Source organism: Mesorhizobium sp. YR577, assembly GCF_900116595.1.
Classification (GTDB): Bacteria; Pseudomonadota; Alphaproteobacteria; order Rhizobiales; family Rhizobiaceae; genus Mesorhizobium_M.
Genome location: NZ_FPBI01000016.1, coordinates 1 through 18,232, shown reverse-complemented (window position 1 = coordinate 18,232; position 18,232 = coordinate 1). Strand labels below are relative to the sequence as shown.

Annotated in this window: 18 protein-coding genes; 11 read left to right on the top strand and 7 right to left on the bottom strand. The window is 53.2% G+C overall.

All coding sequences use genetic code 11. The features are described 5' to 3' along the window. Positions 1-3 precede the first annotated feature (3 nt). From BM413_RS21945 to BM413_RS32665, 3 genes are all read left to right on the top strand, one after another. On the top strand, positions 4-1,248 hold the full coding sequence (locus BM413_RS21945) for an ABC transporter ATP-binding protein (RefSeq protein WP_175544395.1): 1,245 nt from the start codon (positions 4-6) through the stop codon (positions 1,246-1,248). Between the two features lie 28 nt (positions 1,249-1,276). After that, entirely contained in the window at positions 1,277-1,966 is a 690-nt protein-coding gene (locus BM413_RS21940; RefSeq protein WP_175544394.1) for an O-methyltransferase, read from the top strand. 137 nt (positions 1,967-2,103) lie between these two features. Further along, positions 2,104-2,727 (top strand): DNA polymerase III subunit epsilon, encoded by a 624-nt coding sequence (locus tag BM413_RS32665; RefSeq protein WP_139238630.1) that lies wholly within the window; start codon positions 2,104-2,106, stop codon positions 2,725-2,727. A gap of 128 nt (positions 2,728-2,855) precedes the next feature. Here BM413_RS32665 and BM413_RS21935 read toward each other — a convergent pair whose 3' ends face one another. Next, complete coding sequence (locus tag BM413_RS21935) at positions 2,856-3,680, bottom strand: motility associated factor glycosyltransferase family protein (protein ID WP_139238629.1); 825 nt, start codon at positions 3,678-3,680, stop codon at positions 2,856-2,858. Positions 3,681-3,867: 187 nt separating this feature from the next. On the opposite strand from BM413_RS21935, the gene BM413_RS21930 reads away from it, so the two are divergent. The 3 genes from BM413_RS21930 to BM413_RS21920 are packed head-to-tail and all read left to right on the top strand — an operon-like array spanning position 3,868 to position 6,590. Beyond that, a complete protein-coding gene (locus BM413_RS21930) occupies positions 3,868-4,875 on the top strand; it encodes a glycosyltransferase family 2 protein (protein WP_091916906.1) in 1,008 nt (335 codons plus the stop codon). Positions 4,876-4,917: 42 nt separating this feature from the next. After that, entirely contained in the window at positions 4,918-5,595 is a 678-nt protein-coding gene (locus BM413_RS21925; protein ID WP_091916904.1) for an acylneuraminate cytidylyltransferase family protein, read from the top strand. A gap of 17 nt (positions 5,596-5,612) precedes the next feature. Then, the gene (locus BM413_RS21920; RefSeq protein WP_210188948.1) at positions 5,613-6,590 is read left to right on the top strand and encodes a phosphoglycerate dehydrogenase; all 978 of its coding nucleotides are present in this window, start codon (positions 5,613-5,615) and stop codon (positions 6,588-6,590) included. A 645-nt stretch (positions 6,591-7,235) separates the two neighbouring features. Here the strand turns inward: BM413_RS21920 and BM413_RS21915 are convergent. The 6 genes from BM413_RS21915 to BM413_RS21890 all read right to left on the bottom strand — a co-directional run bounded on the left by BM413_RS21915 (position 7,236) and on the right by BM413_RS21890 (position 12,350). Then, the gene (locus BM413_RS21915; protein ID WP_091916902.1) at positions 7,236-7,919 is read right to left on the bottom strand and encodes a class I SAM-dependent methyltransferase; all 684 of its coding nucleotides are present in this window, start codon (positions 7,917-7,919) and stop codon (positions 7,236-7,238) included. A 2-nt stretch (positions 7,920-7,921) separates the two neighbouring features. Beyond that, positions 7,922-8,689, bottom strand: coding sequence for a glucose-1-phosphate cytidylyltransferase (rfbF, locus tag BM413_RS21910; RefSeq protein ID WP_091916900.1), 768 nt, complete (start codon positions 8,687-8,689; stop codon positions 7,922-7,924). Continuing rightward, a complete protein-coding gene (locus BM413_RS21905; protein WP_091916897.1) occupies positions 8,686-9,675 on the bottom strand; it encodes a glycosyltransferase family 2 protein in 990 nt (329 codons plus the stop codon). Before BM413_RS21905 ends, rfbF begins: the two co-directional genes overlap by 4 nt. Next, a complete protein-coding gene (locus BM413_RS21900; protein WP_091916895.1) occupies positions 9,672-10,628 on the bottom strand; it encodes an NAD-dependent epimerase/dehydratase family protein in 957 nt (318 codons plus the stop codon). The genes BM413_RS21905 and BM413_RS21900 overlap by 4 nt, the downstream gene beginning before the upstream one ends. Continuing rightward, a complete protein-coding gene (gene rfbG, locus BM413_RS21895; protein ID WP_244537957.1) occupies positions 10,628-11,659 on the bottom strand; it encodes a CDP-glucose 4,6-dehydratase in 1,032 nt (343 codons plus the stop codon). Before rfbG ends, BM413_RS21900 begins: the two co-directional genes overlap by 1 nt. 289 nt (positions 11,660-11,948) lie before the next feature. Continuing rightward, the gene (locus BM413_RS21890; protein ID WP_091916890.1) at positions 11,949-12,350 is read right to left on the bottom strand and encodes a GtrA family protein; all 402 of its coding nucleotides are present in this window, start codon (positions 12,348-12,350) and stop codon (positions 11,949-11,951) included. A gap of 927 nt (positions 12,351-13,277) precedes the next feature. Here BM413_RS21890 and BM413_RS21885 point away from each other — a divergent pair. From BM413_RS21885 to BM413_RS21870, 5 genes are all read left to right on the top strand, one after another. Next, positions 13,278-13,550 (top strand): hypothetical protein, encoded by a 273-nt coding sequence (locus tag BM413_RS21885; RefSeq protein WP_091916888.1) that lies wholly within the window; start codon positions 13,278-13,280, stop codon positions 13,548-13,550. Next, positions 13,540-13,776 (top strand): hypothetical protein, encoded by a 237-nt coding sequence (locus tag BM413_RS32660; protein WP_139238628.1) that lies wholly within the window; start codon positions 13,540-13,542, stop codon positions 13,774-13,776. Before BM413_RS21885 ends, BM413_RS32660 begins: the two co-directional genes overlap by 11 nt. Further along, complete coding sequence (locus BM413_RS21880; RefSeq protein WP_091916886.1) at positions 13,773-15,713, top strand: acyltransferase family protein; 1,941 nt, start codon at positions 13,773-13,775, stop codon at positions 15,711-15,713. Before BM413_RS32660 ends, BM413_RS21880 begins: the two co-directional genes overlap by 4 nt. A gap of 260 nt (positions 15,714-15,973) precedes the next feature. Next, positions 15,974-17,524 (top strand): hypothetical protein, encoded by a 1,551-nt coding sequence (locus BM413_RS21875; RefSeq protein ID WP_091916884.1) that lies wholly within the window; start codon positions 15,974-15,976, stop codon positions 17,522-17,524. A gap of 366 nt (positions 17,525-17,890) precedes the next feature. Beyond that, a complete protein-coding gene (locus BM413_RS21870; RefSeq protein ID WP_091916882.1) occupies positions 17,891-18,088 on the top strand; it encodes a transposase in 198 nt (65 codons plus the stop codon). Positions 18,089-18,232 lie beyond the last annotated feature (144 nt).

Below are 18,232 nucleotides of genomic sequence, written 5' to 3'. Positions count from 1 at the left end.
ATCTTGGAAGTCGATAGTGTCTCCAAAATATACGCACGCAACCGCGCTGTCACACAACGCCGTTTGGGAAAAACTTTGGCGAAAGTTCTTCTCGGGAGAAAATACGATGACTCTGCCACTACTTTGCAGGAGGGCGAGTTTTACGCAGTAAAGGATGTCAGTTTCTCCCTTCAACGCGGTGAAGCGTTGGGCATTATCGGCCTGAATGGTTCCGGCAAGACCACGCTGCTCAGGATGTTGGCTGGACAAATTCTGCCGGACAGCGGTCAGATAACCGTAGCTGGAAAGACGGCATCGATGATCGATTTGACCGCGGGGTTTCAGCCAGCAGCAAGCGGACGAGAAAACATCTATCTGCGCGGCGCAGCCCTTGGTCGAAGCCGAGCGCAGCTGGAAGCGGCCTTCGATGAGATCGTAGAGTTTTCCGAATTGGGGGATGCGATCGATGCGCCGATCGCTAGCTATTCGTCCGGCATGGCTATGCGGTTAGCCTTTTCCATCGTTTCAACCTCGGCCCCCGATCTGCTTTTCATCGACGAAGTCCTGGCTGTTGGAGACTTTCGTTTCCGACAGAAGTGCCTTGCGCGGGTCCGTGCGCTGCGGGAGCACTCGGCCTTCGTTATGGTTTCTCACAGTATGAATGATATTACCCGGTTTTGTGATCGTGCTATTGTTATGAATAAGGGTAACGTCGTATTTAAAGGTGAATCCGAAAAAGCAGTAGCCTTTTTTGAGAGTGAGTTTGATCAGCAGCCAAACCCACTCGTTGACAATAGATTGTCTCATGTTGTTGGACAATTCTTTGAGAATAACGAGGCGATCTCCAATGTTGCTACCTTCTGGAGCAATGCCAATGGGGACCGTATTAAAACCATCAAGCAGGGAGAAGAACTTTTCTTCAATGCCGATTTTACGTGCTCTATAAAAAGCAAGAACTTAATTTTAGGAATTCCAATATGGTCCCAGGATGGTGTTTATATCACTGGATTTTCCACTGACCAGGGATCAAAAAGCATCAAGACTGACAAGCACGGACGAGCATCTGTCCGACTGAGAATTCCTAATCTTGCTTTTAACGCAGGCATTTATCACTCTAATCTTGCGATTGTCGACGGCACCGAATTTCTTTGGCGAAAGCCAAATGAAGTGCTCACGGTGACAACAGGAACTAGGCCTCATTGGGGATTGGTCACCCTGCCGTCGTCGTGGGAATATTTTCCCTACCGCCCGAATGCGGAACTTGTCTAACAATCATAACGCAGGACTCCTGGACAATATGAGATCTCCTATTTTTCATCGTATGTTCGATTATGACCGCCAATTGCTGCCAAATCGGCACCTCGCATTCCTGGAAACAGGAGTGGGAGCGATTGATGAAGCTCGCGATCAAACAGGGGCAACAATCGGTTATCCTGGCTGGGGATTGATCTACTACATTCTTCTAAGCCATTTGGACCGTGATCGCTACGAACTTATTGTCGAGACGGGTACTAACTGGGGGTCAACAACCATTGTCCTTGCACAGGCACTTGTTGACGCCCGCTGCCGTGGAAAAGTTGTGACTTTTGAACTGGAGCCGGAGAATGTCGCGAAAGCTAAGGCAAATCTCTCCGCTGCGGGCGTTGCAGATCGCGTAGAGGTGGTTCAGGGTGACAGTCGGGTGAATGTGCCCGCAGTTCTCAAGGAGCGCTGTGAGCCGAAATCGGTGCGGTTCGCTTTCCTTGATGCCTCCCATCTTGAGGCGGATATGCTTGCAGAATTTGAGAGCGTTTTTCCCTACCTAGCGGATGATGCAATCGTGGTTTTCGACAATACCTATTGCATTGCTATGCCAAACGAGGATCAGCGCGTAAATGGTGCATTGAAAAAGTTCCCAAAACTTTATGGCGGCAATCTGATCAATTTCGAGTTCGTCTCATGGTTTACACCTGGCATGGCTATCTGGCAGAAGGCGCCGAAACTATAGTTGTTTGGCTCTTTGTTTTTGAGTGCAGTATGCCTGTGACTTGAACGCCGAAGATATCTGATTATCCGATAGCGCTTGGCCAGCTGGCCCGCGCGTCTCGATGACTTTCCGACCACCTTGCTGAAAGGAGTACCGCCGTGGGACTGGAAGCGTTATCGGCAGCTTGCGCAATGAAACAACCAATCCTTTTCATCGTCACAGACATAGAATCTGACGGCCCTGATCCCGGGCGTCATTCCATGCTGAGCCTTGCTTCTGTCGCTCGGGATAGGGCTGGCCGGGATCATGGAGAGTTCACGATAAATCTTACGCCATTGCAGGAAGCCCAATCTGACCCGGGAACAATGCGATGGTGGGAGACCCACCCGCTAGCATGGCAGGAGGTCACAAGCGATCAAAAAGAACCGGAAAAAGCCATGCGCTCTTGGGTGGACTGGGTCCAAAACCTTCCCGGTACTCCTGTGTTTGCCGCCCATCCCCTTTCGTTCGACGGAGCCTGGGTTGATTGGTATTTACAGAAATTTGTCGGCCGCCGCCTCTTCTACCGCCCTCGCGATCCCGGTCTATGCTACGGCGCAGGAGTCGACATTCCATCTCTCATTATGGCAGCTATGGGTTGGGAGTATCATCGTTGCAATCGCGATCATTATCCCGCCAAGTGGCTAGGCAATCACCAGCATAGTCATCGCGCGCTCGATGATGCGCGAGGCTACGCTCATCTCCTCACACTAGCATTGAGCGTCGATGCTCTTCGAGCCTGAACCTCACCAGGTATTGGAATCACGCCTCCATCTTGACCAACGGGTAAGGAAAACTGATACGCTCCTTGGAGCCTTAACGGAGAAGTCTCATGAAATCACGCGGTCCTTACCGTGGCATTCTACGCGATTCATAGTATCATTCGTTCTAGGCAGACCTTTGGGAAGATTTGCAATTGCCCCCCCTCAGTCGCATCCACTATTTCGCGCCCGTCGGCAGCGAACGCATCACGAGCAATTGCGTAAGAAATTTCGGACAAAGCTAAGTCAGGAGCATGCCATTTGACGCCATTGCTGAAATAGTCTGGTGTGAAGTGATTTTGATCGGCGCCGGTCGCGACTAGCTCGGAATTGGGCGTGCCGTCAAAATTGAAACTGTGGTCAACGCCGATAAGAACTACTCGGCTGTAGCCGAGATAATACGCGATTTGCATGGCCGCGAATGTTACTGTTCCACCGCCCCAAATCCCTTTGGCGATATCAAGCGAAAAATGTGCCTTCCAGCGCAGCATTAAGAACATACTATTGTCGCCGACAAATCGGCGCCTATGCTCCCAGGGCAGGAAATGGTCGGCGTCTACCGACGCTAGTTCACTGGCGAACTGCTCAACAACAAGTGGATTGGTTACGACGAGGTAGCGCGGCGTAATCTTTGCAGCCTGCCAAAGCAGGTAACCCCGATTGAGGCAGAAGGCATCCGTTCCCCTGAGCCTCCCGAGGTCAAAATCTCGCATACTTGGGCCGTTTCCTATGATGACACAAACCTCGCCCTTCTTACTATCCTTCAGGTTAACAACCCTACGTTGATTATTGTAAAATGAAGGGTATAACCGATACTGGCTGTTAGCAAACTCTTGCATCCCAGCGGCTATTGTCACACGCGCCGATGCCGGCACCAACATTCTGCCAATACGGCGCAACTTATACGGCAGCATATCAGGATGGAGGAAGCTCATTGATACAATCAACAACAACAGGGCCGAAATGTGAACCATAATCGTAGAGAAAGTTCGCTATGGTTAGATGGTTGTTAGCTATCCCTACGGAGAGGCGTGTACAAGAGAGAATACTGGCGCGGTTCTGGCATTTGGCAACAGGTCATGATAGTGCATGACTGTTCCGACGGTGAAGGTATGATCGGTGATGAAGTGTTCGATAATTATCCGCGCTTACAATGAGGCGCGACATATCAGCAAGTTGTTAGCCGGACTCGCTCACCAGTCGCGCGTACCCTATGAGGTCATCTTGGTCGACAGCGGATCAACCGACGACACGGTAGAGATCGCTCGTCGGTGGGGTGTTAAAATCGTTCCAATTGACAAGCGCAGCTTTACTTTTGGGCGGTCTCTCAATATCGGTTGCGCAGCGGCGAGCGGGGATATCTTGGTCTTCGTCAGCGCCCACGTCTATCCGAAGCATCGCACGTGGCTATCCGATCTTGTCCAGCCTTTTACTGAGCAACAGGTGGTTCTTTCATACGGTAAGCAACGCGGTAACGAACTAAATCATTTCTCGGAACATCAGATTTTTGCGAAATGGTTTCCGAACGAGTCTGTTTTCCCGCAGAGAAGCTATTTCTGCAATAACGCCAATGCGGCGATCCGGCGATCGGAATGGGAGAAACGCCCGTACGACGAGAGCTTAACGGGATTGGAAGATCTCGATTGGGGCAAGAAGGCGCAGGCCGATGGCGGATGGATCGCCTACGTTGCATCGGCTGAAATTATTCATGTGCATGAAGAAAATTGGACCAGCGTGAGGAACCGATATAGGCGCGAAGCAATTGCCATGCGATGGATTGATAAGGAATCCCGTTTTGGAATTTTCGATTTCGCGACACTTCTTCCCGCAAACATTTTAAGCGATTTGTGGCATGCGCTTTTAGAAAAGAAACTTCCTTTCGAGATGAAATCGATCCTGCTATTTCGTTACAATCAGATGACCGGCACTTTGCAAGGCTATCGCGGACCGAGTGAGCTTTCAGAGGAGTTGCGTAAGCGCTTTTATTTTCCTGTTTCGCGTGCAGAAAAACTGTCCGGCAATCAGGACAATGTCGAGCACGAGATCGATTATTCCGAGATACTAGATAAACCCATTCGGTACGACTTTCAGCGTCATCAGGCAGACGTTCAGACACAACAGCGGCACTAATTATTGCCCACATTCGGCCCCTTTTTCTATCGGACCAGATCAATGACAGCAGTAAAACCACGCATCGCGGCCCTGATGCCTATGCGCCACAACTCGGAACGAGTCCCTGGAAAAAACTACAGAGCATTCGGAGATGGACTCCCACTCTTCCATCACACGCTCGACGTATTGTTAGCTTCAGGACGCGTCGACGTAGTTGTCATCGACACGGACTCGCCGACTATCAAGGAGCAGTGTGCGGAAAAATACCCAGACGTAATCGTGCTGGATCGTCCTAGCCATTTGCTAGGCGGAATGACGCCAATGAACGACATTCTGATTCATGACGTAGAAACAGTCGAGGCGGACTTCTATCTTCAAACGCATTCGACAAATCCGCTTTTGAAGCCCGAGACCGTGGCCAAGGCAATCGATACATTCTTGGCAAATTATCCGATTTACGACACGCTGTTTTCGGTCACCAAGGTGCAGACTCGCTTCTACGATTCGCTTGCGCGCGCGATCAACCATAACCCGAACATCCTGATTCGCACGCAGGATTTACCCCCTTTCTACGAGGAAAATTCTTGTCTCTACATCTTTGGGAAAGAGACTCTACTTAAGGACCACACTCGCATTGGTCGGCGGCCCTTCATGTTCGAGATCGATCGCCATGAGGCGGTAGACATTGACGAAGAGATCGATTTCCGCGTCGCCGAAGAAATATTCCGCCTTCGCTAAACCATATAGAGACGTTCATGCCTAAAGCCCTCATTACTTGTATGCATCTGCAGCGCCATTTCGAGAAATTCCGCTCTGAATTTACGGAGGTAGGCGTTGAGCCATTTCTTCCAACTATAAATGGGCAACAATTCGATGCAGACGAGATCGAGCGCCTTCTGCCTGGAATGGATTGCATCATAGCCGGTGATGATACAATTGGCAGGATCGCTCTGGAGGCGGCCCAGGCGAACGGTCTTAAGGCGGTCATCAAATGGGGGATTGGCACGGACGGAATAGACAAGGCGGCCGCTCGAGACTTAGGATTGCCGGTCTATAATACGCCCGGGGTCTTTGGCGACGAGGTAGCTGATCTCGCTATGTCCTATCTCTTGCTGCTGGCCCGCGGATTGCATCGCATGGACGCTTCGGTGCGCGATGGCGGTTGGCTTAAGATTGAAGGTCGCAGCCTCACGGGCAAGGTTGCAGGCGTGGTGGGGCTTGGCTCAATCGGTCGTGCTATCGCAGAACGTTGCGCGGCTTTCGGCTTGGAGGTAATCGGCGCAGACGAACAATCCCTTGATGGCGCAACGCTTAAGGCCGTCCGGGTCGCTCAAACAAGCTTCGACGATTTGCTTGAACGTAGCGACTTTGTCATCATAGCCTGCAATCTGACGACCGCCAACCATCATCTATTCAATAAAAAAGCGTTTGCCCGTATGAAGAAGGGGGCAATGTTGATTAACGTGGCACGAGGCCCACTAGTGAAGGAAGCGGATCTCATCGCGAGCCTGCAGGAAGGCCATCTTGCCGGCGCCGGTCTTGATGTGTTCGAAATTGAACCTCTGCCCGATGACAGTCCGCTTAAAACAATGCCGAACTGTGTTCTTGGCACCCATAATGGATCAAACACTTCGGATGCCGTTGATCGCGTCAATCGTATGACGGTAGATATTCTTTTCGATGTGCTTGGATGTCGGCCCATAGCCGGTTGGACGCCGAACAGGGTGGTATAGAGTTCATTTGCCGGCTAATCAGAAAAGCTCTAGAGCGTTTTATGTTTTGTCGGAAGCATATCCGGCCTTTACGCGGCAGCTTGCGCATTCGGTGGATATGATTGTGTGGATGAATTGCCGGAGGACAAGGGCGGAGTAAAGCGTAGCCGCTTTTCCCTGGGGCCAGCTGCACGGCGGGATCATGTTGGTTTTGATGCAGGTCTCGTCGATGAAGACCAGGCGCGTCGGTAACCTGCCACTTAACTTTCATCCAGCGGCGATTGAGCCTTCGACCTTTCATTTGATGCTGGCCTCCTTCCAGCGTAAGCGATGTCCCGACGGCACCTTTCGGTGATCGGCGTTAAGGACGATGTTCGCAGCCTTTGAGGGCTTCGACACATGACGATTTCAGAGCTTGCGCTTAAATCCAGGGATCAGGAGCACGCGCGCCGGAAAGCTACGAAGCCGACGTGAGCGCGGTGGCGCGGCAGTACTCCCTTGTCCCCGCAGCAGTGTTCGCTTGGCGTCGGGCCGCTCTTCAGCCGCTGGTGGAAACGCCGGCACCGGAATCGTGGTTTGTCCCCGGCGGTAATTGCAGCGCCGATTTTTAAGACCCAGTACTACCTGCGTCTGGCGAAATCCATAAAAGTTGAAACCGTTCCCTGTCTAAGCCTTGGCTTCTAATGCGAACTGCGCGCCAAACGGTTGCCAGCCCATAGCCCTGTCGGCGGCGGCGAGAAGGCCATTCAACGGCGGCACGGTCAGGATAGAACGCGTCCTAACCTTCTCAAATCCCGCGCCCTCAAAAAGACGCCGCGTTGGCCGCGGCCACAAAAGCACGGCATCTACGTCAAACTCACATTTGTCGACGACACGCCGTGTCAACGGATTCAGTGGGTTATGTTCATAGACGAGGGCCAGGCCTCCGGGTTTCAGTACCCGTTTGAACTCGGACACCAATGCCGGCCATTGGGCAGGCGGAACATGATGCATCACACATATCGTCACGAGAACGTCGAAAACACCGTCTCCATAGGGAAGACGTAGCCCGTCATAAGATTGATATTGCGCCCCGGGGTTCGAAGCGCGCGCAACATCGATTGACTCGACCGAGACATCGATGCCGTGAACTTCGCGAAAATGAGACGTCCACCCAGCATGATAATTGCCGATGCCACAGCCAACATCCAGCAGGGCAAGTTCGCCAAGTGGTGATCTGTGCCGAGCGACGGTGCGAAGCAGGTCATCACTTTTTGCCTTTGTGAAAAAGTCAACATCCAATCCGGAGAATGCGATCGCATCATTGACGGTCGCGTCATACTTCCGCGCATACTGATCAAATTCAGACATTCTCAACGCTTCCAAGCGGCGGCGCCGCCCGCCCACATCGTTTCCAGTTCTCGCTTGTCCCTTAGCGTGTCCATCGGCTTCCAAAAACCTTCATGACGGTATGCGTGCAATTCCCCGGCGTTGGCCAGCCGTTCTAGCGGCTCCCTCTCCCATATGGTGGCGTCGCCCTCGATCATGTCGAGCACCTCGGGTTCGAGGATAAAGAAGCCACCATTGATCCACCCCATTTCGTTGGTGGGCTTTTCATGAAAACGCGAAACTTCTTCGTTCGCTGCGATATCGATGATGCCAAATCGTCCGGGGGATGGCACTGCGGTCAGCGTCGCAAGACGGCCATGCCGCTTGTGGAATTCAATTGTAGCCGCAATATTAAGATCCGCGAGTCCATCACCATAGGTGACGCAAAAAGTCTCTCCGTTAACATATGGCATGATGCGCTTCAATCGCCCACCTGTCATCGTGTCAAGACCAGTATCGACGAGAGTAACTCGCCAATTTTCTTTGATTGGATTTATATAATCTATTTTCCCAGACCCGAGATCAACGGAAATATCTGAATTTATTGTATAGTATTCAGAAAAATAGCGCTTTATCGATTCCGCCTTATAGCCGCAGCAAATAACAAAGTCGCTGATGCCATAATGAGAATATAGGCGCATGATGTGCCATAGGATAGGCTTTCCGCCGATTTCGATCATCGGCTTTGGTCGAAGATCGGTCTCCTCTGAAAGCCGAGTGCCAAATCCGCCGGCCAGAATGACAGCTTTCAAGGTCTTTTCTCCAAACTTGCATTGGATATGCGCCGCGGTGCGTCCGGATGCTCAATACGATACTCGATGATCGGAACCGGAAGCGTGCGACTGTTCTTATAGATCCGCCCAACATATTCACCGATCATTCCCATAAATGCCATGTTGAAACCTTGCGTGACCAGAACAAGAAGCACGATGGTGGTGAACCCCTCCTGCCCGGAGGCGCCGATCAGATACATGAAAACATAGATCAGAGCGCCGATTGCGCTCAGCGTACTCACTAGGAATCCAAAAAAAGTTATGAATTCTAGCGGCTTAGTTGATTGACTGATGACACCGTCCAATCCCAGCCTTACCAGGGAGAAGGCATCGAACTTGGAGAAGCCTCTCTTTCTACCTTCCCGGTCGTAGTGGATTCCGGTTTGGGTAAAGCCGAACGAAGCAATTAAGCCACGAAGATAAGGACTATGGTCATTGGTGCTTCGGAGGGCCTCGATGACATCGCGATCGATCAGCCGAAAATCGCCTGCATCGCGCGGTGTGTCGACTTCACTCAGCGCTGATATAACCCTGTATCCGAGAGAGCGAGCCAACCGGCTCGGTAATCCTTCCACGCGCTTGCGGCGTATGCCATAGACTACCTTGTTTCCTTGCTCCCATAAACGCACCATTTCCGGTATCAGTTCGGGGGGGTCTTGCAGATCAGCGTCGATCTGAATGGCTGCATCGCCGCGAGTTTCCAAATAGTTCGCCAGGATCGAGAGCTGAAAGCCGAAATTGCGCGAGAACCTGATGACGCGCACGCGTGGATTGTCGCGCGCGATGAAAGTCAGCTTTTCGAAAGTTTCGTCGACACTAGCATTGTCGGTAAACACGATCTCATAGTCGTAGCCATCGAGATCGTTGAGAACCGAGGTAAGCCGTTGCAGCAACGGTTCAACGTTCGCGGCCTCATTGTAGACGGGCACCGCGATCGACAGAAGTTTTTTATTCCGATTCGTCACCCCATGCCCCTTCGAAACGCCTCAATTTCCGCCGCCAGCGCAATCTGATGAGGTGATGCGCGCCATCCGGTGCGCATTGCAAGCAAATTCGGATCGCCAACCAGTATGGGAACGTCGTCAGCACGCAATGGCAAGTCGCCAATGCCCAGCAGTTGCTCGTCACCGTCCATGACGTTGCAAATGCTCATGGCAAAGGCAAGCACAGATCGGCCTTCTCCGGTACATATATTGACCGCGCTGTTTTCGGATCCGTCAGTCTGCCGGGAAAGCCACTTCGCCAATTCGAGCATTGCAGAGCATGCATCGCTGACGGAAAGGAAGTCGCGGATTTGGGTGCCGGTCGAGAGCGGGAGCCGCGTGCCTTTCGAAAACGCACGCACCGCGGACGGAAAAAGTCGGTGGGCAGCCTCCCCTGGTCCAAAGATATTGAAAAGCCGGCAGCATACAGCAGGGACGTCGCGTGTCGCCGCCAGCTTTAGTGCTGATTGCGTGCCTTCAACCTTGGTCCGTCCATAAAGCCGCTCCTTTTGAAGCGGCGCCGTTTCCGAGAGGCGTTCGTCATCCACCGGGTCTGCATATTCGGCGCTCGATCCTGCAAGAATGAGTCGGGCACCGACCGCATCGGCAAGCGACGCCATTTGCCTTGGCCCCTCCACATTGACGCTCTCCAGCAGACCGGGATCACGTTCGGAGGGAGCGATACCAGCAGCGGCAAGATGAAAGACGAAGTCAAATCGGCCAAGCGAAGAAGCGGTGAGTTCGCTGATATTCGCGACGCGAATAAGGCGTGCTGACTTGATCGCGCGAGCAGCAGCGGCAGGAAATTTCGGAACCACGGAACTGTGGCGCAGGACACACGTGACATCAAAACCAGCTTCCACGAGCCGGGCGACGAGATTTCTACCAATGAAGCCGGTGCCACCGCTTACCAATGCACGCGAAGAGATCGGCATCAGCAGACACCGGTGATGCCACACCGATCACGATATCGTAAAATCTGTTCGCGTGTTATCGCGGCCGCAGATGCCCCCCTGTCGTGAAAGGATTCATACCATTCGGCCGTCCAAGCAACTGCCTCAGCCGTCGTCAATGCCGGCTTCCAACCGAGCTCTTGTCGCGCCAATTGGCTGTTTACCGCCAGAAGTCCCGCCTCATGGATTGCGGAAGGCTCAAAAGTCGTGCCGACATCACGCCATGCGTTCCGAAAAAGCACGACGACCTCGCCGACTGACAGGTTATCCGCCAAATCCGGACCGAAATTATAGGCGGGACGGACATCCGACGGGCTGTTCACTAAAGCGGCCGCGAGTTGGACATAACCATGGCAGAGCGCAAGCACATGCTGCCAGGGACGCGTTGAGTTTGGATTTCGCAGTTCCAGTTGCCGAGATTCAATAACAGCGCGAACCGCGTCGGGTATCAGTCGATCCTCCGACCAGTCGCCACCACCGATTATATTTCCACCGCGCGCCGCTACGATCGATATCTCGTCGCCGAACGATTTCTGATAACTTTGGATCACCATTTCGGCGGCTGCTTTCGATGCGCTGTAAGGGTCATGTCCCCCGAGTTCGTCGTTCTCCAGGAAGGCTCGCCCGGCTTCGAGATTGCGATAGACTTTGTCGGTTGTCACCGCCACCAATGCCTTCACGTCCGCCGCGCGCGCAGCATCCAGGACATGCACCGTCCCCTGCACATTCGTGTCGAATGTCTCGACTGGTTCCCGATAGGAACGCCGAACCAGCGGCTGCGCCGCGAGGTGAAACACGACCGATGGGCGTATCCGGGCTACCGTTCGCGCCACCCCGGCTCGGTCACGAATATCTACGATATCCGTCGGGATTGTTGCTGCCATATCCGCCGCTGCGAAAAGGCTGGGCTCGGTCTCGGGTAGAAGTGCCAACCCTGCTACTTCACAATCCAACTCTTTCAGCCAGAGAGCCAGCCAGCCACCACAAAATCCGGTGTGGCCGGTTATAAGCACTGTCTTCCTGCTAAGTGTTTGCTCAGCATCGTGTAAATTGGAGGGCATACGCATTATCACCGAGAGCGTTGAATCGTTCGATCACACGCAGTAACATTTTTAGGCTAACCTTAACAACTTGTCCTTGCCAGTCACCGATGAATTCCTACTGGCTACATTCCTGCTCGCGACGCGCTAACAACCGACAACATACATCCTCGGCTGTACAAAACAGAACGCCGCGGCCGACGGTTGCGACCAACAAACTGATGGGCTCACTCCAGCATGCCTGTCCTTAGGGAGGCATCGGTTAAGGCGCGCATCGCGTGGTGGCCTTTTTGTCAGCGAATACAAGCCATTTGCCGAGGATGAAATGAGAAACTGAGTAGATGACAACGGCAACGATTTGCGCCCGGGATGGGTCGATTCCGATCCATGTGAGGAATGTAAGGGTGGAGACATTCAGGAGGTAACAGATCGCGACGACGAGAAAATAATGTGGCACACGCTCAACGGCGTTACCTCCATAGCGAAACGTCCATGTCCTGTGGAAGTGGTAGCCCATCAAGAAACCAATGAGGTAACCCACCATATTTGACAGCAGAGGATGAACGCCCAGTCCATTCTGCAATGTCAGAATTATTACCAAACCAATCGCAGTGTTGGCGATCCCAACAATTCCAAACCGCCAGAGTTGGCCCAAGACACTCATTACTTTCGCGCTTCCAAGATAGTACGGCCTCGTTGTGTGCAATGACGGAGGGAGCTGCGACTCTGCGTCCGCAGGCTATATCAAACGGTCTGAATTGTCGACCTGGAGCCGAGAGGCTAACCTGGCGACCGGATGTGGTAGGGATACGGATCCGCAACCCTCAAGACTCTCCTGCGGCCTTGTCATGTGCGGTGCCCACTTACCCATAAATCAAGCCTGCTGCTCGAAGAAATTCAACCGCAGCGATGGCGTCCTGTCAGGCTGGCAGGTGAACATTCGGGGCATTCTCGGACCGCCGCACAGGCTTTCTGGGCCAACTTCACCTCTGTATCTTGTATCCTGTCTCATCCGCCAACCCGAAAGATTTCGCCAGCCAGTCGAATGAGTTCGTAAGGCCAACGCCGATTGCCCAGAGGAGGAACGGCATCACGCGGTCCCCAACTTCTTGCGGACTGCAGGCATGGTCGCGATGGCGTAGATGGCAAAGCCGACGACAACCACAGGAGATGAATACGCCAATCCACGAAGGGCAGTACCGCCGTGCCGCCACCGGTCGAAATCCACGTCCAGAAGCGCTTGGAATGCGAAAGCTTCTCCGGTTGAGGATAATCCGTGGGAAGCAACGGCGATTGAGTACTTTGAGCAGGCGGTTCGTGAGAGTCAACACGGCTTGCCGCCTTCACGCGATCCAGCACCGCCTCGATGACCTCTGGCGCCACCAGCGCCTTGTTGACGCAGTCGCCGGATAGTAGCTCTGGCCGCGCTTCAGTTGCCTATGCTGCCCAACTCGCCGACACCACCGCAAATCGCGCCGAGCGGGACTGGAGAGATAGCGGTGCCGGAAGGTAATCAGCTTCTACCCCGCCGAGAGGTGTTGCGCCGGAGGCGAGGTGTGTGGTTTGGTACCCCAGAAGCTGGGGAGGTTGAATGAAAATCGGCGCCGAAGGCATGGGGGCACGGCTTCAGATAATGCCGGAGATCTCAGTGGCAGATCGAGAGCGGCTTATTGGCCTGGCTCGCGTCATCACATCTGTCTCCCAAGATGCGTTAATCGCTGCCTATATGGCCGTTAGCGGTATCGCCCTTGCCGGCGCTCCTCTCGAGTACATCGACGCCTATCGTGCCAGTGGTCACATTTTTAGCAAAGAGTTCCTTGCGAACGTATCATCAGCTCTAAAAGGATTTGAAATTGTCGCTTGAAAACTGGACGAATGAGACTCGATTAAACGGCATGTTAGCAGAGCGGGCGATCTCCTTCGTCTATAGTAGTTCGCTAAATCTGGATGAGGGATTCGCCGTAATTGATGGCGGAGCCCATGCGGGCTATCACACATTCCAGTTATCTGCTCTTCCTCAATGCCGTCGAGTACCGCATGAGAAATTTGAAGCGGCGCAACCACAGGTTAAGAGCACTCTTCCGTTTTGAATAGCGGCAACTCAGGGTATCCGCCCATTTCATCCGATCATATCCATATAAGGTTTCGACCTCATATCAGCGGCCTCAGAGCCATCGCAGTGGTGGGGGTCGTGCTATTCCATTTCGGTGCTGAATGGTTGCCGGGCGGGTTTGTTGGTGTAGATGTATTCTTCGTAATATCAGGCTATGTAATTTCCAAGTCACTATATCGGGATATCGAGAGCTATCAATTTTCGATCCTGTCGTTTTACGAAAGGCGGGCTCGGCGTATCCTACCAGCGTTCTTCGTTGTTACCCTGGCATCGGGAATCGTAGCATATTTTTTGCTTCTGCCGAGCGACTTAGTCAGTTTCGCCAAGTCTGCTCTTGCCAGTTCATTTTTATCCTCAAACATATTTTTCTACCTTACGAGCGACTATTTCTCGCCAGCTGCGATTGAAATACCCCTACTCCACTACTGGTCGCTCGGTGTCGAGGAGCAGTTCTACATCTTTTTCCCGCTGATTGCGATGCTGACCTATCGGGCGCGAAACCACGCAATGCCATTCGTGGTGATAGGGCTCATGATCGCGTCCCTGATCGCTTGCGAGATTGCCCGCCGCTACGACCCTACTATGGCATTCTACCTCTTGCCATTCCGCGCGTTTGAATTGCTGATCGGATGCGCTTTGGCATTGCCACAGATGAGGTTCCCGCCTGCCGGTAAATCATCGGCGACGATCGTCGCGGGTGGCGTCGTCGTCATCGTCGCCTGTATGCTATTCGTCCGCGAAACAATGCCTTTCCCGGGTATACTGGCTCTTGCCCCATGTCTCGGAACGGCAATGGTTGTCTGGGGAGCCGACCGCGCGCCGAACACCGCAAGTCACCTACTCAGCCTCGCGCCAATGCGGTTCTTGGGAGACATTTCCTACTCGCTTTATCTAGTGCATTGGCCCATCGCCGTTTTCTGGATGGCGGCCGCACCTGACACGCCGAGCAGCGTATTCTTGATCGGTGGAACGCTAATTTGCATCACCTTGGCGTGGCTGGTGCGCTTGCTAATTGAAAGGCCATTCTTGCCTAGTCAAGTTTCTCTCACTCGAACGGTCGTGTTTTCCTCGTCGGTGACGGCTCTCGGGTCTCTTATGCTTGGAGCCTTTGCCGTCATAAAGTTCGACGGCATGCCCAGTCGCATTAACCCAGAGATCGAGCACATCCTCGCATACCAGAGAATGGATTACCGCGACCTATTCCAACGCCGCACTTGTTTCCTCGACCCAAACCAACGACCGCAAGATGTGGATCTTAATGCGTGCCTGCCGAAAGGGCGCCCAGGTTACATTCTTTGGGGTGATAGCAGCATAGCACACTATCAATGGGGCCTGAGACCCATCCTCACCCGACTAGGAGCGTCACTTGGGCAGCTCACGGCCTCAATGTGCCCTCCGATAGTGGGCCTGGAAAACAAGCAGAGACCAAACTGCAAGGACTTTAATGACGCTGCTCTCGCAAAGATTAGAGCCGTAAAACCTGACACGGTTATCTTGGGCGCCTATTGGCCAATAACAGCGCCTGACAGTTTGAATATGCAGATGCTCGATTCTACAGTGGCATCCTTGGAAAAGAATGGCATACGGGTTGTGGTCTTAGGCCCACCAATCGCCTACAAGCACGCTGTACCAGTCATTCTTGCGAAACGACGAATGGCTGGGGATCAAAATGCCCAGTCGAGAGAAAGCGAGATGTTGCTCGATGTTTCTAAGAAGCGCGACACTATCCTGAAGGACCATTTTTCACAGCAGAACAGTGTGACGTATATCTCTATGCGTGAATTGTTTTGCCAGCCTCAATGTCCGCTGCTGGTAGACGGCACGCCAATATATTTCGACTACATGCATTTGACGAAAGCCGGATCAAACATGTACGCTACCAAGCTCGCTCCGGCGATAATCCGCAGTAACTAAATTCGGCCGTCACGGGCTTGAACGGAATCAAGTCTGGAAATACATGATAAAATAGCCGTCTTGCACACTCTCTAACGCGTCCTCGCTCAAACTCCTTTCCTGCCAAAACGTGTTGGCTACAGACTGCCTGAGCGGCAAAAGCGTAGGTTCGCGTCATGCCGCTCCCTCGAATTGCTCCAGTTAGAGCTACCTAATGCCACTGGCTTTGTCTAAATCACCGCGAACAACACAGGGATATTTCATTGATTAGCAGGAGCCATATGGCGCTAGCCGCGACGGCTGCGTTCTTCGCGGCGCTCTCACTCATGCTCATCCAGCAGGGCCTCTATGTGTTCAGCCCCTTCCTTACGCAGGACGACACCATATTCATAGGGAGAGCGGTATTCGGTGTGCCGGAGTTCCCAGCATCCCACCCAAGCATCTATTACGCGATTGGCTACTTAGCACCAGTGCTCCCGATTTGGGCGTTGAAGGTGATATCACTGTGCTTTTTCGGCCTTCTCGCATTCGCGATAAGCTACTGGCTAATGCTCGTTGGCGTAGGCGCAATTGGAGCAACTCTCGCAGGAGTGGTCATTGCACTCTATCCAGCATCAATCGACCAAGGCCTGTTTATCTCAGGATCACACCCAACTATCGGCGCAACCTTTGTGATGTTGGCAATCTGCGCGCTAACGGCGACAATCCGAAATTCGCTGCTCCTCGCATTCCTGGGCGTGCTCATCGGCGGACTTCTTTGCCTTGTGGCTCGACTGACATCACCGAGCCTCTTTCTTGCGCCGGCGTTCCCATTTCTGATCGTAGCAGCCTCGAAACTAGCCTTTGGCTTATCAACAAAAAGAACCGTGTGGCTGGTAGCTCTGTCCCTAATCCCGGTTGCATTCGGTGTCTACCTGGGCACTGGATATCATTACAGCGCCATTGTTGGCTGGACTTCGTTCGACATCGCTACCGTGTTTGCCAGCTTTGCTAGCGCTCTGTCCAAAATTTCGGCACCACTCTTATGGGCCAATGGCATAGCGATTGCTTTTTTGACCGCTCTCGTTGTTGTTGCAGCCCTTAATAGCAGAATGGCAAGCAGACAGAATCTGTGGTTTTCACTTGCTTTGATTGCTGCTTCAGCACTGACTTTTGCACCATCCGCGGTCACTACATACTATTTGGACAGGTATGCCGTTGCGCCGTTCATTCTTGCAGCAGTTGCCCTTACTGCCGTTGCTGCCCCCCTAATCACCAGTGCACGTCTCCCAGAAAGAACTGTCGCATTTATTTCAGCGATAGCTCTTGTGCTTGCGATGCAGTCCTATGGCATGTGGCAACGAGATCGATATTTCTCCCGGCAGTTGGCCGGCGCGCAGGCTATTGAAAGGATCGTCTCTGCCAACTCTGAAAAATGGCCGATCAATTCGCAGATAGTCATCTTGCTGGAATCGCCTCTAATTTCCCCAACGGCGGGGCTGAACCATTGGAGCACTTGGTACGTTCGGCTTCTCTCAAAGCGCAACGACATCATTGCATTGGCTGGCAACGCGCTGGATTCCAAACCATGGGTAGAAAAATATGCGGATCATGATCCGCAATATTGGGAAGTGGTGGAAGGCCGCTCCCGCCGGATGCCAATGCGCGGTCTAGAAAGAGCCCGCCCATTGTTCGCGTACCGAGTAAACAAAAGCGGCTATGTCTCTTGCCCGTCAGACGTTACCTTCACCGGAATCGAGCAAAGGACGTTACGCCCCGGACAATCGTGGGACAATGCTGTGGGAGTAGAACCGGGATGCAGCAGCTTTGTTTGGAAGTTGGATAGCCCCTAAAGGCTACCAAACTGATCCAACTCCCAAGCAGAACCGCTATACACTACCGTGCACCATTGGCCTGTTGCCAAGTTCTTCAGTCCACCAATTGACCAATAAAATCGCCAGCCCCCGTTCGGATGATCGTTATCCAGTGGCCTTCTTTGGCTGTTGCAGTTCCAAGGGTGAGCACCCTGGCGGCTACGATTGTCCCGCTCAGCGTGTAGAAGAAGCGTATCCCCGCGGTGATGGCCGTCTTGTGAGCTGAGGGCGAACATCAGAAGTTCGTTAAAACCGCTATACGATAGATGGTAAGCGATGTCCGGACGGCACCTTTCGGTGATCGGCGTTAAGGACGATGTTCGCAGCCTTTGAGGGCTTCGACACATGACGATTTCAGAGCTTACGCTTAAATCCAGCGATCAGGAGCCCGCGCGCCGGTTCGAGGTGTTCACGAGCTCCGGTCTGCGGCGGGAATGGCTGCCGGAGGAGGAGAAGGCGCGGATCGTGGCGGAAAGCTACGAAGCCCGCGCGACCGTGAGCGCGGTGGCGCGGCAGTACTCCTTGTCCTGCTATAGCCTTTAGGCTGTGGGGGAGTTTTCGGATATGCCGGCTGATATCGCCACCGAGCGAACGGCTCAGGCGACGTTGAGCCGCGCTTCGCCCTTCTCGACATGTTCGCGGAACCACGCATAGGCGTCTTCCAGGCCGGTTTTGAGATCGTATTTC